The sequence below is a fragment of the Alkaliphilus oremlandii OhILAs genome (assembly GCF_000018325.1).
Taxonomy (GTDB): domain Bacteria; phylum Bacillota; class Clostridia; order Peptostreptococcales; family Natronincolaceae; genus Alkaliphilus_B; species Alkaliphilus_B oremlandii.
In genome coordinates, this window is record NC_009922.1 from 1,221,432 (window position 1) to 1,237,577 (window position 16,146).

16 protein-coding genes and 1 tRNA gene are annotated in these 16,146 nt (G+C 33.5%); 13 read left to right on the forward strand and 4 right to left on the reverse strand.

From position 1 onward, the window contains the following. Window positions 1-224: 224 nt before the first annotated feature. The 11 genes from CLOS_RS05840 to CLOS_RS05885 all read left to right on the forward strand — a co-directional run bounded on the left by CLOS_RS05840 (window position 225) and on the right by CLOS_RS05885 (window position 12,800). Window positions 225-1,220 carry a DUF3800 domain-containing protein gene (locus CLOS_RS05840; RefSeq protein ID WP_198006334.1) on the forward strand — a complete coding sequence of 332 codons (996 nt, stop codon included), beginning with the start codon at window positions 225-227 and terminating at the stop codon, window positions 1,218-1,220. Window positions 1,221-3,540: 2,320 nt separating this feature from the next. Then, window positions 3,541-3,652, forward strand: a tRNA-OTHER gene (locus tag CLOS_RS15845). A 416-nt stretch (window positions 3,653-4,068) separates the two neighbouring features. After that, a complete protein-coding gene (gene dctP, locus CLOS_RS05845) occupies window positions 4,069-5,109 on the forward strand; it encodes a C4-dicarboxylate TRAP transporter substrate-binding protein (RefSeq protein ID WP_012158990.1) in 1,041 nt (346 codons plus the stop codon). A gap of 269 nt (window positions 5,110-5,378) precedes the next feature. Next, entirely contained in the window at window positions 5,379-5,867 is a 489-nt protein-coding gene (locus tag CLOS_RS05850; protein ID WP_012158991.1) for a TRAP transporter small permease, read from the forward strand. Between the two features lie 14 nt (window positions 5,868-5,881). Continuing rightward, window positions 5,882-7,168, forward strand: a complete 1,287-nt coding sequence (locus tag CLOS_RS05855) for a TRAP transporter large permease (protein WP_012158992.1) — start codon at window positions 5,882-5,884, stop codon at window positions 7,166-7,168. Window positions 7,169-7,196: 28 nt separating this feature from the next. Beyond that, entirely contained in the window at window positions 7,197-7,988 is a 792-nt protein-coding gene (locus tag CLOS_RS05860; protein ID WP_012158993.1) for an HAD-IIA family hydrolase, read from the forward strand. Window positions 7,989-8,121: 133 nt separating this feature from the next. Further along, on the forward strand, window positions 8,122-8,691 hold the full coding sequence (locus tag CLOS_RS05865; protein ID WP_012158994.1) for a glycerol-3-phosphate responsive antiterminator: 570 nt from the start codon (window positions 8,122-8,124) through the stop codon (window positions 8,689-8,691). 222 nt (window positions 8,692-8,913) lie between these two features. After that, on the forward strand, window positions 8,914-10,344 hold the full coding sequence (locus tag CLOS_RS05870; RefSeq protein ID WP_012158995.1) for an NAD(P)/FAD-dependent oxidoreductase: 1,431 nt from the start codon (window positions 8,914-8,916) through the stop codon (window positions 10,342-10,344). Window positions 10,345-10,374: 30 nt separating this feature from the next. Beyond that, entirely contained in the window at window positions 10,375-11,640 is a 1,266-nt protein-coding gene (locus tag CLOS_RS05875; protein WP_012158996.1) for an NAD(P)/FAD-dependent oxidoreductase, read from the forward strand. Window positions 11,641-11,642: 2 nt separating this feature from the next. Continuing rightward, window positions 11,643-12,056 carry a DUF1667 domain-containing protein gene (locus CLOS_RS05880; protein WP_012158997.1) on the forward strand — a complete coding sequence of 138 codons (414 nt, stop codon included), beginning with the start codon at window positions 11,643-11,645 and terminating at the stop codon, window positions 12,054-12,056. A gap of 39 nt (window positions 12,057-12,095) precedes the next feature. Then, window positions 12,096-12,800, forward strand: coding sequence for an MgtC/SapB family protein (locus CLOS_RS05885; protein ID WP_012158998.1), 705 nt, complete (start codon window positions 12,096-12,098; stop codon window positions 12,798-12,800). 96 nt (window positions 12,801-12,896) lie between these two features. Here CLOS_RS05885 and CLOS_RS15850 read toward each other — a convergent pair whose 3' ends face one another. The 4 genes from CLOS_RS15850 to CLOS_RS05900 form a co-directional block, all read right to left on the reverse strand. Then, on the reverse strand, window positions 12,897-13,064 hold the full coding sequence (locus CLOS_RS15850; RefSeq protein ID WP_156774413.1) for a hypothetical protein: 168 nt from the start codon (window positions 13,062-13,064) through the stop codon (window positions 12,897-12,899). A 423-nt stretch (window positions 13,065-13,487) separates the two neighbouring features. After that, window positions 13,488-14,018, reverse strand: a complete 531-nt coding sequence (locus tag CLOS_RS05890; RefSeq protein WP_012158999.1) for a GNAT family N-acetyltransferase — start codon at window positions 14,016-14,018, stop codon at window positions 13,488-13,490. Window positions 14,019-14,277: 259 nt separating this feature from the next. Continuing rightward, complete coding sequence (locus tag CLOS_RS05895; RefSeq protein ID WP_041719041.1) at window positions 14,278-14,529, reverse strand: hypothetical protein; 252 nt, start codon at window positions 14,527-14,529, stop codon at window positions 14,278-14,280. Between the two features lie 74 nt (window positions 14,530-14,603). Then, a complete protein-coding gene (locus tag CLOS_RS05900; RefSeq protein ID WP_041719043.1) occupies window positions 14,604-14,828 on the reverse strand; it encodes a PF20097 family protein in 225 nt (74 codons plus the stop codon). Between the two features lie 520 nt (window positions 14,829-15,348). Between CLOS_RS05900 and CLOS_RS05905 the strand changes: the two genes are divergently transcribed. Both CLOS_RS05905 and CLOS_RS05910 read left to right on the forward strand, forming a co-directional pair. Then, on the forward strand, window positions 15,349-15,624 hold the full coding sequence (locus CLOS_RS05905; protein ID WP_041719044.1) for a hypothetical protein: 276 nt from the start codon (window positions 15,349-15,351) through the stop codon (window positions 15,622-15,624). Further along, window positions 15,624-16,085: a nuclear transport factor 2 family protein gene (locus CLOS_RS05910; RefSeq protein WP_012159001.1), complete on the forward strand. Its 462-nt coding sequence runs from the start codon at window positions 15,624-15,626 to the stop codon at window positions 16,083-16,085. Before CLOS_RS05905 ends, CLOS_RS05910 begins: the two co-directional genes overlap by 1 nt. Window positions 16,086-16,146 lie beyond the last annotated feature (61 nt).

Sequence of the window (16,146 nt, forward strand, 5' to 3'; positions counted from 1 at the left end):
CTTATTGAAATTCAGTATATTATACAGGATGAGGTTAGAAAATTCAGGAAAGTTAGAGTTTATCAAAGCATTTTACATACAAAAAAGTCATTGTAATAGATAGGAAGTTATAAAGGCTTTAATAATCTAGAAAATATTTGAAATGTGAAGTACATTTAATGTATAATTTACAGTAGAAGTTATTCTTTAGAACACTTTAATATATAGCTAAAAAAATTAAAGGAATGAAAACCGTGGGATATTATATATTTTTTGATGAGTCTGGAAAAATTGATAGGCAAACGGGTAAATATTCTTACTATGGTTCTCTGGGAATTAAAAAGAATCAATATGAATACATAAACGAAGCATTACCTAAAGATGAAAATAGAAGAGAATTACATTTTCAAAAATTTAATCTGACTGATGTAGATATATATCTACATGTATTATCAGAGGTTCTTGATAAAGCTCAGTTTAATGTGTATTTAGTAGATAGAGATAAGGCATTAAATATTGCTGATAGACTGTTACTAAGCTCAACAAAGTTAAGGGAGTTACTTTATATAAAGATACCTGAAAGATTGATATATGGGATATTAAGGCATCTAGAGGATTTTTATTATGTAGATATCTACATAGATAAATGCGATGAATATGATGAATATAATATTAAATCGAAGCTAGAATATCAATTAAATGCACAGGCTGTCTATAGAGATAAAAAGTATTTTATAAAGAATGTTACACAGATTGACTCGAAGAATGATATTATCCTACAAGCAACGGATGTTATTTTAGGTATTATTTCATTTTTGATTGAAGAAAAATATTATTCAATCAAAGATAACTTAACTGAGAAAGATTTTAAATATATAACTGATAATATAACTGATGATGAAAGAGAAGTTATTATTTCAAGTTATGAATATAATGAAAAGAGAAAAGAATATGTTTTAAAAGTTAAAAGTAATAAAAAAAGATTTGAAGAAGTGAATAGGATTTTAGAAAAGAATAACTATTATACTCAATCATCTATTCAAAAAAGTGAGTTAATCTATAGATTATTAGATAGTGACAAAATTGATCGATTGAATAAGATTTGTATGTATCTATGGGAACAATATGGTGAAAGTATTGAAAGTAGAAATATTAGTGAGTATATAAGTAAATTTATAATATTTAAAACAAAGTTCGATAACTATAGTAAAATTAAAATATTAAATATTAAATATTTATAAGAGTAGCGATCGGGAACTATCTCTAAAGGATTATGAAGCAGCTTTAGGGTTTGGAAGAAATTCTAGCAATTTAGTAAAAAGATATTTGAAAGAATTAAAAATAACTTATTGATTAAAAGTTTATTGAAAAGTGTATAATCATAATATATAATAATATATATATTATATTTTAAGCAATTTTTATAATAAAATTGCATATATTAATATATATACTCTCGGAGCTATTCGACAGTATGTATATAGAAGTAATTTATTGCTGAAGTCTCGGGCGTTTACTCGACAGATAAGCAATTAATAAACGGCTAATATTACCCCTGGTTGATATACTAGGCATAATATTAGTCTTTTTATTTTGTATTAATTGACATAGGATATAATTTCTTAACTTCTTACACAGTCAGCTACTCTTGAGGTAGTTCTATGTGGCTGTGCGGCCGACTGTATAAGTTATCCTGCCATCTGACCGGTCCTTGCTACCGCTCCCTCCGCAAACTGTTTTTCAACTATATAAGTTTAAATAATATGGAAGAAAAACAGATTGCTACACTCGCTATGTCTATCTCTGGGACCTTTTCTCCCGCTCCTTCCACAGACTGTATCGTGTATTTAAAAAATATTATATTCTAGTGTAAAAGTTAAGTGGCTTGTTATTACCATACGTTCATAAAAGCCACTATTTTATTCAAATGAAAGCTATATAGAAGGGGGCGATACAGACTGTTCCAGTCGCTAGGCTGGTCTTTGTAGGTTTATTTTAAGATCGCCTTTGCTAGCCTTATTTTAGCCATTCTTTGTGGGTCTTTTACTTACACAGCCCGCTGCCATTAAGGTAGTTCTAGTTAGTCATGCAGCCGACTGTGTAAGTTTATCTGTCATCTTTCGGGTCATTGTTGCCGCTCCCTTCACAAACTGTTTTTATATGAGGTTATTATTTAGGGTAAAAACAGATTGTTCCAGTCGCTAGGTTTGTCTTCGGGGGTCTTTTACTTCCACAGCCCGCTGCCATTAAGGTAGTTCTAGTTAGTCATGCAGCCGACTGTGTAAGTTTATCTGTCATCTTTCGGGTCATTGTTGTCGCTCCCTTCACAAACTGTTTTCATGTGAGGTTATTATTTAGGGCTAAAACAGATTGTTCCAGTCGCTAGGTATACCTTTGAGGAAAAACTACTATTCATAATATCCTACCTTCGCAAACCCCAACTAACGCTACGCTTTCCCTAAATGTGGTGTTTAGGAAATAGTTGCCTTACTTTATGGAATTCCTTTAGGGTGGCAATTACCGTTACACAGGCTTAAGGCATTATAGGGGGTAGTTTTTAGAGCTGCCTTAAACTCTGCTTCACTTTCCCTAAACGAACATTTAGTGAATAGTTGGGGGAATATGATGAGCTAGGAAAGTTAATGTTTATAATATTTTTTAGAATTCCTTTAGGGTCTTTAGGTCTACTGTCTATCTCTTTGGTCCAATCGGTAGGGATGCCAGGCATCCCACCTACATTGTGGATATATGGACAGCCATTTAAAGTAGTATCTATAGAGGCTGCCCACATACCCACAAAGTTTACTACTACTGCTACTACTATTTAGGGTGCAGCTTCGAGGGTTGTGCATGATGGACAACTTATAATAGTACGTCCTGCAGCAAGTTGCCCACATGCATTACGTGGTCTAGCTATTGGGTCTTTATTATAGTAGCTCTTTGTAGATTTAGTCTTTGGGGTCCTAGAGCGCTATTACCTACGTTCATAGGTTGCATATTTCAGGTCATTTCTTCTAGTTATGCTTTAGGGGCCATTTTAGGGCATGGCCACGTTATTCCCATACGTCCATAAGTGGCGACTTTAGGGTCTTACCTTTGTATTCCTCTAGGGCTTTTGATAGGGTGGGACGCTGTAGCCCCTCCTTTGGGGTCAACAAACTTCCTAGTTCATTCCATAAAAAATATATAACCATAACTCTGGTTACATATTTTTTACTCCATTCATACAGAAGATTGTTCTTTGGGGTCTTTTATTTGTACTAGTCATAATTTCTGTATTTCAAACTATATATTCTACTTCCTCCGCCGCTCCTTCTCACAGACTGTAGCCTCTGGTGGTTTATCTTTGAAGCTGCTACAGACTGTTTCAGTCTCGGAAAAACACCTTAGTAATAATGTAATTTAATTACTTTTTACCTCTCTAAAGTTACTGCATATTTATAATTATGAATGTATATTTAGTGAAAGCTTCTACCAAACCTTCTACCATAAATTCTACCGAGAGGCATAATTTAATATAAAGCTGGATAAAGAGCGTACTATCTATATTATGTAAAATGTGTAGATTTCAATGGTTATATAAAAGGCATAAATCCATATAAAGGCGAAAAAAGGCCTCTTCCCTACTTTGGTAAGGAAGAGGTCGGCGGTTCAATTCCGCTCATCAGCTCCATAAAAACGTTATAAAATGCCGCTTCTAGGAGGAACTAGGGGTGGTGTTTTTTTGTCTCAACGTACTTTATCCATACCGCTACAATATATAAATTCCTTTACAAAGAAAAAAAGATATGGTAATATGTGAATTATAAAATGTAGTAACGAAAAACTTTTATTTTGTAATTAAGATAGCGGAAAAACCTAAATTATAATACAAATGGCAGGAGAATTGGAGTGTCAACAATAAATGGCAGGATATTATCTATATGTTGTTTAATTGTTGTATTTTTTTGTTCTTTTTTAGTTGTGTATCAATGAATCGTTTTTAAATGGGTAGCTATCATAAATCTAGCTGAACTAGCAAGATGAAGCTAGATTACATTATGATGGTTGACATTTAGAATATAAAGTTAAAAAAAAGGGGGAAATTTAGTGAAAAAGTTTTTGTCAATGTTACTAGCGCTAGCAATTACTTTGTCTTTAGCTGCATGTGGTCCGAAATCACCTGCGAACAGTTCTGATGGTGGCGAATCAGGTGGTAAGGCAGCAAAAAAAGTTATTAAAGTTAGTACCAAATTTGTCGATGATGAGCAAACAGCTATATCATTGAAAAAGGTAGTAGAAGCTATAAACCAAAGAAGTAATGGCTCACTAGAATTACAATTGTTCACAAATGGTGTATTACCAATCGGTAAAGATGGTATGGAGCAGGTAGTTCAAGGTTCAGATTGGATATTAGTAGACGGTATTAACTTCTTAGGTGATTATGTACCGGATTATAATGCTGTAACTGGACCATTCTTGTACCAAACATTTGATGAATATCTTGCTATGACACAAACTGAGTTAGTTCAAAATCTAAACAAGCAAGCAGAAGAACAAGGGATCAAAGTGCTTTCTGTAGACTGGCTATTTGGATTTAGAAGTATGATGACTAAAAAACCAATTAAAACTCCAGACGATATGAAGGGGTTAAACATTAGGGTCCCAACAAGTCAATTATACACCTATACAATAGAAGCTATGGGTGGAAATCCTGTTGCAATGCCTTATCCAGACACTTATGCAGCAATCCAACAAGGTGTAATTGATGGCGTAGAAGGTTCAATAATGACTTATTATGGAACAAAGCAATATGAAAACGTTAAAGAATACTCTTTAACAAACCACCTGTTAGGAGTTTCAGCAGTTACAATTTCTACTAAAGTTTGGGATAGTTTAACTGACGAGCAAAGAACTATTATAACAGAAGAGTTTGAAAAAGGTAAAGAAGACAATTTAGCTGAAACTATTCGTTTAGAAAAAGAGTATGAGCAACTATTAAAAGCAGAAGGTGTAAACTTTCACGAAGTAGATGCAGATGCTTTCCTTAAAGCAGCGGCTCCAGTATATACAAGATTTGATAAATGGACGCCAGGGATCTATGAGCAATTAGTAAAAGAATTAGAGATCATAAAAGCAAACTTAAAGTAATCTGATTGTGTCATCAATAAAGTTGGAAGGATATATTTTCCTTCCAACTTTAAGTATACAATACTCTTCTTACGTACAAAGGAATCCTACCTTATTTTATTAATAATTTTTAAATAATTTGGTTGCGTATAAATTCTTAATTTGTACCGTATATATTTAATAAAAATTCCTCCCCAAAAGTAAAAGGAATGCAATAAGAGATTTTAAGAAAATCATTAAGCGAAACCACCAATGGGTGGCGATTGTTGTTAATCTTATAGGAGGTAAACATGAATAATATCTTAAAAAAACTGGAACAAGATTTTGAGCTCTATTTAGGAAGTATTTTTTTATCTATTACTTCAGTTATCGTTATCATGAACGTATTCACTAGATATTTTTTAAAATTCACATTTACTTGGGCAGAAGAAATTGCGGTAGGCGCATTCGTATGGACCATATTTTTAGGTTTTGCTAGTTCGTATAAAAAGAAAGAATTGATAGGTGTAGAAGTATTGGTAGCTGTATTACCTGAAAAAGCAAGAAGTATAGTAGAGGTTTTCACTTCAATAATTATAACGATTTTATCTGCTACGATGTTTTATTTTAGCTATATATATGTAGCGGGATCTACCAAAATAACAGCTGCTTTAGAGGTATCTTATAAATATATTTATGCATCGATCGTACTAGCTTTTGGACTAATCACTTTATGTTCAATTTATTTTTTAATACAGTCAATTCAAAAAATATTTTCTAATAAAAAAGTAAAAAATTAGGCGGTGAAATAATAATGCAATCTTTTCTACCAATTATAGTTCTATTTATTTTATTCTTTCTAAACATACCAATCGCATATGCTTTAATAGGTTCTTCTTTATTTTATTTTGTATTCATCAATACAACAATGCCTATGCAGATGATCATTCAACAATTTGTAACTTCAGTAGAGTCTTTTCCATATTTGGCAGTACCATTTTTCATCATGATGGGTTCTATCATGAATTATTCAGGAATCAGTGAAGCATTAATGGATTTTGCCAATATCTTAGTGGGACATACCAAGGGAGGTCTTGCTCAGGTTAACGTGCTATTAAGTACATTAATGGGTGGGATTTCGGGTTCTGCAAATGCAGATGCAGCGATGCAATCTAAAATACTAGTGCCGGAGATGGTGAAAAAAGGATTTTCTAAACCGTTTTCAGCTGCAATTACTGCTGCATCATCAGCAATAGCACCAGTAATTCCACCAGGGACAAACCTGATCTTGTATGCGATTATTGCAAACGTTTCTGTAGGAGATATGTTCTTAGCTGCATACATGCCGGGCATATTGATGTCAGTAGCTTTAATGATAGCAGTACATATTATATCTGTAAAAAGAGATTATAAGCCAAGTAGAGATAGAATGCCGAGTTTTGGCGAATTTGCGAGACAATTTATAAAATCTATTTGGGCGCTGCTTATTCCTTTTGGCATCATTTTAGGAATGAGGAGAGGAATGTTTACGCCTACAGAGGCAGGCGGTATCGCGGTATTATTTTCAGTAATCGTTGGATTCTTTATGTATAGACAATTAAAGCTAGAGCATATACCAATCATATTAATGGATACAGTGAAGAGTACAGGTGCGGTAATGATAATAATCGCAAGTGCTAAAGTCTTTGGCTACTATCTAACCCTAGAGAGAATTCCACAAATGATCACTGAAACACTTATGAACATGACAGATAGCCCCTTCATACTGTTAATGGTAATAAACTTATTACTATTATTCATTGGAATGTTTATCGAAGGAGGAGCAGCTCTGGTAATATTAGCACCATTGCTAGTTCCAGCGGTTAAAGTGTTCGGTGTAGACCCGATTCATTTTGGAATGATCTTTATCGTAAATATTATGATCGGTGGACTAACACCACCATTTGGCTCTATGATGTTTACTGTGTGTTCTATTGTAGATGTAAAACTAGAGGATTTTATTAAGGATGTTTGGCCTTTTATCGCGGCACTATTGATAGTACTTTTAGTACTTACTTATTCTCCAGGCATTGCATTGTTTACTTTAGGCTTATTTAAATAAGCCTGAATAGAGTGGAAGGAGGAATACTTTGAATAACCTAAGAGAAAAAAACGTATTTTTACTAGATATGGACGGAACGATCTATCTGGGAGATGAATTGATTGATGGAGCAAAAAAGTTTCTCGAGACCATAAAAAATAAAGGGAAAAGATATATTTTCCTTACAAATAATTCATCAAAAAGTAAAGAAAGTTACGTAGAAAAACTAAGTAGATTGGGGATAGAAGCTTCAGCAGAAGAAGTATTTACTTCTGGGGAAGCCACTACCATGTATTTAAAGAAAGAAAAAGAAGGTGCTAAAATCTATCTACTAGGTACAGCAGCTCTAGAGGCAGAATTTATACAGGCGGGCTTTGTTTTGGAAAAAGAGAGACATAAAGATATCGACTATGTTGTCCTAGGGTTTGATACGACGTTAACTTATGAAAAGCTATGGGCTGCCTGTGAATACATAGCTGAAGGGGTAGAATACATAGCAACACATCCAGATTTCAATTGTCCTTTGCCGAACGATAAATTTATGCCAGATGCAGGTGCAATGGCTGCACTAATTGAGGCATCTACTGGGAAAAAACCTAAGGTCATAGGAAAACCAAATAAAGAAGTCGTAGAAAGTATTGCTTTAAAATACGGCTTAAATAAAGAAGATATGGTAATGGTTGGAGATCGACTATATACGGATATCAAAACTGGAAAAAATGCAGGAATAGCTTCTGCATTGGTCTATTCTGGTGAAACGAAGGAAGAAGATTATAAAAAAAGTGAGATTAGAGCAGACTATGTTTTTAATTCCATAAAAGATATGATTGATTTATTATAGCTTAAAATTAGATGACAAAGTGAAGGGTAACGTTTGATTTTATTGTATGATCATAAGCGCTTTAACAAGTAAAATCTATAGAATCTTTTATATAGAAATTGAAATTATTTATAAAAAATGAAGGAATGATAGCATGAGCGAAACAATAATCGATAAAATTGAATTAAACCCAGTTATTGCAGCCGTTCAAAACGAGAACGACTTAGAGACTGCAATTAATTCTCATGTAACCACTATATTTTTACTTTGTGCAGATATATTTAATGCGAAATCATTAGTCGATCGAATTAAAAAAGTAGATAAACGTGCTTTAATACATATCGATTTTCTCGAAGGAATCGGAAAAGACTCTAAAGCAATTGATTATATTATTGAAGTTATTCAACCAGACGGGGTTATTAGCACGAAAAGTAGCCATATAAAGATAGCAAAAGATAAAGGCATGTTTACAGTGCAGAGATTCTTTTTAATTGACAATAAGTCCTATGAAATGACAATACAAAGTGTTAAATCTAAGCAGCCGGACATGATTGAAATTATGCCAGGCGTTATGCCGGGAGTAATAAAGCGTATTACAGGACAGCTATCCATACCAGTGATAGCGGGAGGATTAATAAGCAATAAACAGGATATAATGGAGGCATTAAAGTCAGGTGCGATAGGGGTATCCACTGGTAAAAAGTCTTTATGGGAATTAGAATAGCAACTGATCTATGGTTCTGCATAGAATAGTTATATCATATATTCTTTTGTAAACCACAAGTATATATGATATGATGTACTTAACAGATTAATAAAAAAATATTTATGGCTGAGATTAGGAGAGCTGTGTAACTAAATCTATTTAAAATAGGTTTAGATCTACACGGCTCTTTTTAATTTTTAATTTATTGGGGCTAGATTTTTTATAAAGGAGGAATAGCAAATGTATGATGTGACAGTCATCGGTGCAGGTATAATAGGAACTTTTATAGCAAGAGAGCTTTCAAAATATCAATTGAAGGTGTTAATGGTAGATAAAGAAAACGACATCGCCAATGGAACTACAAAAGCAAATAGTGCGATTGTTCATGCTGGATACGATGCAAAAGAGGGAACATTGAAAGCTAAATTAAATGTACGGGGAAATGAGCTCTATGAAAATATATGTAAGGAACTAGATGTTCCTTTTAAGCGAATCGGATCTCTAGTGGTAGCATTTAATGAGCAGGAGATGGAGGCGGTCAAAGAGCTGTTTGAAAGAGGGCTAGAAAATGGCGTTCCTCAGATGGAAATATTAGATAAGGAACGTGTGTTAAAGCTTGAAAACAACTTAAATGAGGAAGTGGTAGGCGCTTTATACGCAAAGACCGCAGGAATTGTTGGTCCATGGGAGCTGGCCATTGCTTTAGCTGAAAATGCTTTGGAAAATGGTGTAGAAATGCTACTAAACAGCCCGGTAACGGATATAAACAAAAACTCTGATGGATATTCAATTACGGCTGGTGATAGAATCATACAAAGTAAAATTATTATAAATTGTGCAGGACTTTATTCCGATGAGATTAACAATATGGTAAATACACCAAGCTTTGAAATATTGGCAAATAGAGGGGAATATAACTTATTTGATAAGTCTGTTGGGAACTTAGTGAATACTGTAGTTTTTAGATGCCCTTCAGAAGCAGGTAAGGGAGCTGTTGTTTTACCTACAGTCCATGGAAACTTATTGCTTGGGCCAACAGCAGAATCTGTAGATAGTAAATCTAATTTGAGCACAACCTTTGAAGGATTAACTTCTTTGAATGATCATGCGCAGTATACCTTGAAAGAAGTAAGCTTTAAAAATGTAATCACCTCCTTTACAGGGTTGAGGGCAAAAACGAAGAATCAAGATTTTATTATTGAAGAATCAAAGGAGTCCCTAGGCTTTTTTAATGTAGCGGGCATCGATTCTCCAGGCCTGACTGCAGCGCCTGCAATTGCTGAGTATGTTATAGAATTAGTAAAAGATAGAATTGAAGTTCTGGAAAAAAATCAAAGTTTTAACCCAAAGAGAAGACCGAGTATTCATTTTATAGAACTATCCCATGATGAAAAAGCAAAATTGATTGAGAAAGATCCTAGATTCGGGAGAATTATATGTCGATGTGAGAACATTACAGAAGGTGAAATCGTAGATATCATTAAAAGAAAAGCAGGGGCAACAACTCTGGATGGCGTAAAGAGAAGAGCAAGACCGGGTTCAGGAAGATGTCAAGGTGGATTCTGCGCACCGAAGGTAATGGAGATTCTTGCAAGAGAGCAGGGAATAGACATTACAGAGGTTGTAAAAGATGGGCTAGATTCTCATATATTGATAGGCGAAACCAAGTAATATAAATAGATAAAAGTGGGAGGGAGCATTTTGTTACATTACGATATTGTAGTAATCGGTGGAGGTCCTGCAGGTTTAGCTGCGGCCATAGAGGCAAGAAAAAATGGAGTGAAAAAAATATTGATCATAGAGAGAGATACTGAGCTCGGTGGAATACTGCAGCAATGTATTCACAATGGATTTGGACTGCAAGTTTTTAAAGAAGAGCTTACTGGCCCAGAATATGCAGAAAGATTTATTAAAGAGTTAATTACTATGGGCATAGAATATAAGTTGGACACAATGGCATTGGAGGTTTCTGAAAATAAAGTGATTACAGCCGTCAACCCAGTAGATGGAATGCTGCATATAAAAGCGGGTGCTATTATATTAGCAATGGGCTGTAGAGAAAGAACGAGAGGCGCTATTCGAATACCGGGAACTAGGCCGGCAGGCGTCATGACAGCTGGAACGGCTCAAAGATTTGTAAATATGGAAGGATATATGATTGGAAAGAAAGTCGTGATTCTTGGCTCTGGTGATATTGGATTAATCATGGCAAGAAGGCTGACCCTTGAAGGTGCAGAAGTGTTGGCTGTTGCGGAGCTTATGCCATATTCAGGTGGACTAACAAGAAACATAGTGCAATGCTTGGAGGATTTTAATATTCCGCTTTATTTGAGTCATACGGTTACCAATGTAGAAGGGCGCCATAGAGTGGAGTCTGTAACTATCGCTCAGGTAGATGAAAGATTTAAGCCCATCGAAGGAACAGAAAAGAAATTTCAGTGTGATACTTTACTATTATCTGTTGGTTTGATTCCTGAAAATGAGTTATCTAAATCTGCGGGAATAGCGCTGGATTCTATTACTGGTGGTCCTATTGTCAATGAATCTATGGAAACCTCTGTAGAAGGAATTTTTGCATGTGGGAATGTTGTTCATGTCCATGATTTGGTGGATTGGGTTACAGCAGAGAGCAAAAGAGCAGGTATTAGTGCTGCCAAATACATTAAAGGTCAAATAGAAAATAATTGTAAAACAATACATCTAAAAGGAATCAATGGGGTGCGTTACATCGTTCCTCATCAAATAAGATTAGAAAATGTGGAAGAAAAAGTGGAACTTATGATGCGTGTAGATAATATTTATAAGGATGTAAAGCTTGTTGTTAGAAATAATACAGACGTGATAAAGGAAATAAAAAGAAATCACGTTGCCCCTGGAGAAATGGAAACGATTCAATTAGATTTAAGCCAATGTAATTTAAATGATTGTGATGAAATTTGTGTAGAGATTGTGAAAAAGGAGGCGTAAATATGGAAGCAAAAGATATGATTTGTATTGTTTGTCCTTTTGGTTGTAAGCTTAAAGTGAAACAGAATGATGCAAGTGAGTTAGGGTATTCCGTTGAAGGGAATAAATGTTTCCGAGGAAAAGACTATGGTATTAGAGAAATGACGAATCCTACAAGAGCTTTAACAACAACGGTTTCTATAATAGATGCTTCTATAAAAAGACTTCCGGTACGAACATCAGGAACGATACCGAAGGGATTAATAGAAGATGCAATGAAGGAGATCAATAAAATAGAAGTGAAGGCACCTGTAAAAGTAGGTGATGTTATTATTAAAAACATTCTAGATACAGGCGTAGATATAATATCCTCTAGAAGCATGTGCCAGGTTTCAGAAGAGTATAATTATTTGGAGCAATGCTTAGCACAGATATAAATTATTGATAAATAAGGGAAAAAGGGGAGGGAGAGATTATTGCTAAGTAATGGGGAAATTGCTTTAAGGTTAATTTTATCAGCCCTAGCAGGTGGTATTGTCGGAATGGAAAGAGAAGCCAACAATCATCCAGCTGGGCTTAGAACCCATATATTAGTTTCTTTAGGCTCTACCCTTATTATGCTAATATCTATGTATGGATTTCAGGGACCAGGTATAAATAACAGTGGAGATCCCGCAAGATTAGCCGCTCAGGTTGTTAGCGGCATTGGATTCTTGGGCGCAGGAACAATTATAAGAACAGGAAACAATATTCGAGGGTTAACTACTGCTGCCAGTATTTGGGTTTGTGGAGGGATAGGATTAGCGATAGGGAATGGTTATTATTTAGGAGGACTCACAACTGCTATAATTGTTTTATTCACCTTAGGAAGTTTAGGATTTATAGAGAATAAAATCTTCAAAAATCAATACAAACTATTGAGTGTTCATTGTAGAGAAAGAGCCGGATTAATCGGCGACATCGGACATATATTAGGAAAACATAGTATCATTATTAAAGATATTAAGGTTGACAGGGAAGACAACATTGAAGAAGGTGAGTCCTCAAGTATAGAAATTACATTTACGCTAAAGCTACCCTCTAGATTTATAAACGATAGTTTTTTTGATGAAATTTTAAATGTCGATGGAGTAGAAGATGCATTGTGGGATAGAGAGCTTGGAGATGCGTATTTATATTAAAGAATAGATTAAGGGAAAAAAGATTTATCGAGAGGGTGCTTGCATCCTCTCGATTTTTCGATTTTGATTTAGATTTTGTAAAAAAGATGTTGAGAACTAAACTGATTTCTTTTCGAACTCTTGTAGTTTTGTATACACTTTTTGAAAAAGAAATACAGTAGGGCTTAAAAACCCAAATACACCAAAGGCTGTTTCTAATCCAATAGTACTTCCAAGTAACATCCCTAAATATCCAGTTATTAGTGAAATTAAAATTAAAAACATATTTCTCCTCCTCAAAACTGATTAATTACAGTTATATACTTGTCTTTTTTGCTAAATACATTTTCTACAAAATAGAATAAAGTGATCATAGCCAAGACCAATCATACAATAAATCTGGATATCAAAAGATCACATGGATTAAAGATAATTCAAAAATAATTCTTGTATTGAAACAAAGAATGAAAACATTGAAATAATATAGTCTGTAAATAACGTATGATTTCCTCTTGAAAAATAACAACAATATTATTAAAAGTAATAAAAATTTACCACTGTAATTAACACCACACAAGCAGGTAAAAAAATTGAAAGTCCTATTTTACTATTCTTCATTCTATTTCATATTTTGTATCGATTAAATCCTAAAAGGGCGATATTAAACAGAACTGAACTTTTATTTTTTATGAATTTGGAGAATCAGAACTATTCAATCATTAGATAATAGTCTTGGCTTAAGAAAGTTTTTTCACCATTAAAACTTGTATACGAACTATCTGCATAATATTTAAAGCCAAGTTTAGTCATAACTTTTTTTGATCCTATATTATCAACTGCATGTCTACAAAAAAACTTTTTCTCTCCTAAAATTTTTGTAGCAAAATCTAATATAACCTTTCCAGCCTCTGTAGTCAGTCCTTGTCCCCAATATTTTTTCATAATATTATATCCAAGTTCATAACAGCCAAGTTCTTCTTTAAAGTTTATAGAACCTGAGCCAAATAATTCTCCAGTTTCTTTTAATACAAATCCCCAGACATAATGATATTCGTTATTAATATTTTGCACTTCAATTTTTAGCCATTCCATAGTATCATCAACAGATTTGTGTAGGTCCCATATCATAAACTTTGCTACTTCCGAATCCGATGTCCAGCGCTTAAAAATATGACGAGCATCGTTTATTGAGAGTGGTCTAAGTAGTATTCTTTTACTTTCTAATATAGGTGTAATCATTTCCGATCGTCCTTTCCTTTGTGTAGATCTATATGACGCTGGTTAAAAAAGATGGTGCAATATATAAGATCCTTTCGTTATTTTTTTGACCTATATTTTAAGTATTCTGTAAGATAGCCATTACTTTTAAGAATAAGTTTGCAAATATAACCCCTAAACCTATATATCCAGTGCCAATAGCTGTTAAATTCATTAAAGATGCTTTCTTATCGTTACTTAACGGTGAATTACAAATTAAACCGATGGTTTACAATAACATTTAATTCCCTTTTAGTAATTTAAATAAAAACTCACAGAGAAATTTTAGCCATACTAAAAGGATAATCGGTTCAAGATATCTTTCATAATAAATTAAGAAATTAAAAATAAGTTTTTCCATATCTGTACTTTCTATAGAAATACTAAGATTATTAAAATATTTTAATCTAAATATAATCAATAAACTTGAAATAAATATTGCTGTACAGATAAAATCATCGGAAAATGAACCAAACTTAAGTATTCGTTTCATAAGGTAGCCTCCTTGTTTTGTGCTACTTATCATCCCAACTACTGTTGTGTCTAAAAAGGGTAATAAGGTACAGTTTATTTTGATGATTCATATTCAAATGTAACAATTCTGCAATTTCTACATCTATAAGACACTAATTTCTTCATGATGAAAACTGAATCAACTAATATTTCATCTCCCAATGTAGTAAATTTCCGTTTGTTATGATCAGTCCATTTTATATCTCTAGTTGGATATATATACCCACTCTCCATTCTCAATCCACATTTAGGGCAGCTTGCATTTTCTAAAATTGTCATTTTCTTCTCCTCCTTTTAACCTTTATTCATGGAACTTTATAGAACTAGGGGTCACTGAGAATCCTACTCTTTTTTATTTTAATTATTCACGTCACATTCTTTATCTTTTGTCGTTATATTATTCTGCACAAGAAGAAAGAAACCTTTAAAGAAATCAACCCAATTAAGAAAAAACTATCCATATTTAGATGAGCTGGAGACAGTAGACGATGGATTGAATTTGTAAGAAATCTAAAACTTTTCCTTATAACTTTTGCACATAGTTTAGATGTTTTATTATTATAAAGTCTCATAACAATAAAAGTATACGTTTATATTTCATGAACATAGAACTAATAAAGAAGAGGTTGCATTCAGATGCAGTTGCTATCATTTTCACAAAGTCTTTTAAAATACAGCTTTTAGAAGGAACTAACGTCTAAAAATTCTGTTCGTATAAAATATAAAACAAAGATTCTATTTAGGAAAAGGAGTTTTATAGGGATCTGTAGAATATTATTTTAGTAGAGAGGTGAATTGTATGAAAGCTATTGGAATTACTATTTTTCTCATTTTTATTGTGGGAATAGAATTTTTATTAGATAAAAGCAGACGGGAAAAAATTGAGGAAGAAATCAATTTTATTGGAGGAAACGTTATAAATATAGAACGCAGAAATCTTTTCACAGGTCGGGGACCCTTTTTCATTGAAGGAAAGGGAGAGACTGTTTATAAAATAGAATATGTAGTTGATGGAGTTCTGAAAGAGGGCTGGGTTAAATTTGCTGGACTCTTTGGTGTGGATTGGAGATTGTGATGAAACTATTGGATGATAAAAATTTGGGTAAAGACGAAAACTTAGTAAAGAAAGGATTAAATTTAATAGACTATAAAGAGCAAGTAATTTCCTTGTGGAATGATATGGACCATCAAAATTGGGATGCTTTGTATACATATTTCCAAGATGATGCTATAATTAATTGGAACAATACAAATGAAAGCTTTAATGTAACAGAATTTGTAAAGGCAAATGCCGAATACCCAGGAGATTGGAGCATTGAAATTGAACGTTTAGAATGTATCCAAAACTTAGTGATTTCAGTTGTAAAAGTACAACTAAAAAGGGATGCTGTATCTGTTCATGCAACATCATTCTTCGAGTTTGAGGATGGAAAAATAAAGCTCTTAAATGAATATTGGGGAGATGACGGGGAGCCGCCTCAATGGCGGATTGAAAAGCAAATAGGAAGACATATCCTACCTAAAAAAGATCTGTAGTGCTTCAGATCTTTTTTGCATTAGAAACTAGGCAATATGGATTGACACAAAATATAGGGCA

What these genes read in the sequence shown, in the direction of transcription:
- CLOS_RS05840 (WP_198006334.1), top strand. Translation starts at nt 225, where the DNA reads ATGAAAACCGTGGGATATTATATATTTTTTGATGAGTCTGGAAAAATT.
- CLOS_RS05850 (WP_012158991.1), top strand. Translation starts at nt 5,379, where the DNA reads ATGAATAATATCTTAAAAAAACTGGAACAAGATTTTGAGCTCTATTTA.
- CLOS_RS05855 (WP_012158992.1), top strand. Translation starts at nt 5,882, where the DNA reads ATGCAATCTTTTCTACCAATTATAGTTCTATTTATTTTATTCTTTCTA.
- CLOS_RS05865 (WP_012158994.1), top strand. Translation starts at nt 8,122, where the DNA reads ATGAGCGAAACAATAATCGATAAAATTGAATTAAACCCAGTTATTGCA.
- CLOS_RS05870 (WP_012158995.1), top strand. Translation starts at nt 8,914, where the DNA reads ATGTATGATGTGACAGTCATCGGTGCAGGTATAATAGGAACTTTTATA.
- CLOS_RS05880 (WP_012158997.1), top strand. Translation starts at nt 11,643, where the DNA reads ATGGAAGCAAAAGATATGATTTGTATTGTTTGTCCTTTTGGTTGTAAG.
- CLOS_RS15850 (WP_156774413.1), bottom strand. Translation starts at nt 13,064, where the DNA reads ATGTTTTTAATTTTAATTTCACTAATAACTGGATATTTAGGGATGTTA.
- CLOS_RS05890 (WP_012158999.1), bottom strand. Translation starts at nt 14,018, where the DNA reads ATGATTACACCTATATTAGAAAGTAAAAGAATACTACTTAGACCACTC.
- CLOS_RS05895 (WP_041719041.1), bottom strand. Translation starts at nt 14,529, where the DNA reads ATGAAACGAATACTTAAGTTTGGTTCATTTTCCGATGATTTTATCTGT.
- CLOS_RS05900 (WP_041719043.1), bottom strand. Translation starts at nt 14,828, where the DNA reads ATGACAATTTTAGAAAATGCAAGCTGCCCTAAATGTGGATTGAGAATG.
- CLOS_RS05905 (WP_041719044.1), top strand. Translation starts at nt 15,349, where the DNA reads ATGAAAGCTATTGGAATTACTATTTTTCTCATTTTTATTGTGGGAATA.
- CLOS_RS05910 (WP_012159001.1), top strand. Translation starts at nt 15,624, where the DNA reads ATGAAACTATTGGATGATAAAAATTTGGGTAAAGACGAAAACTTAGTA.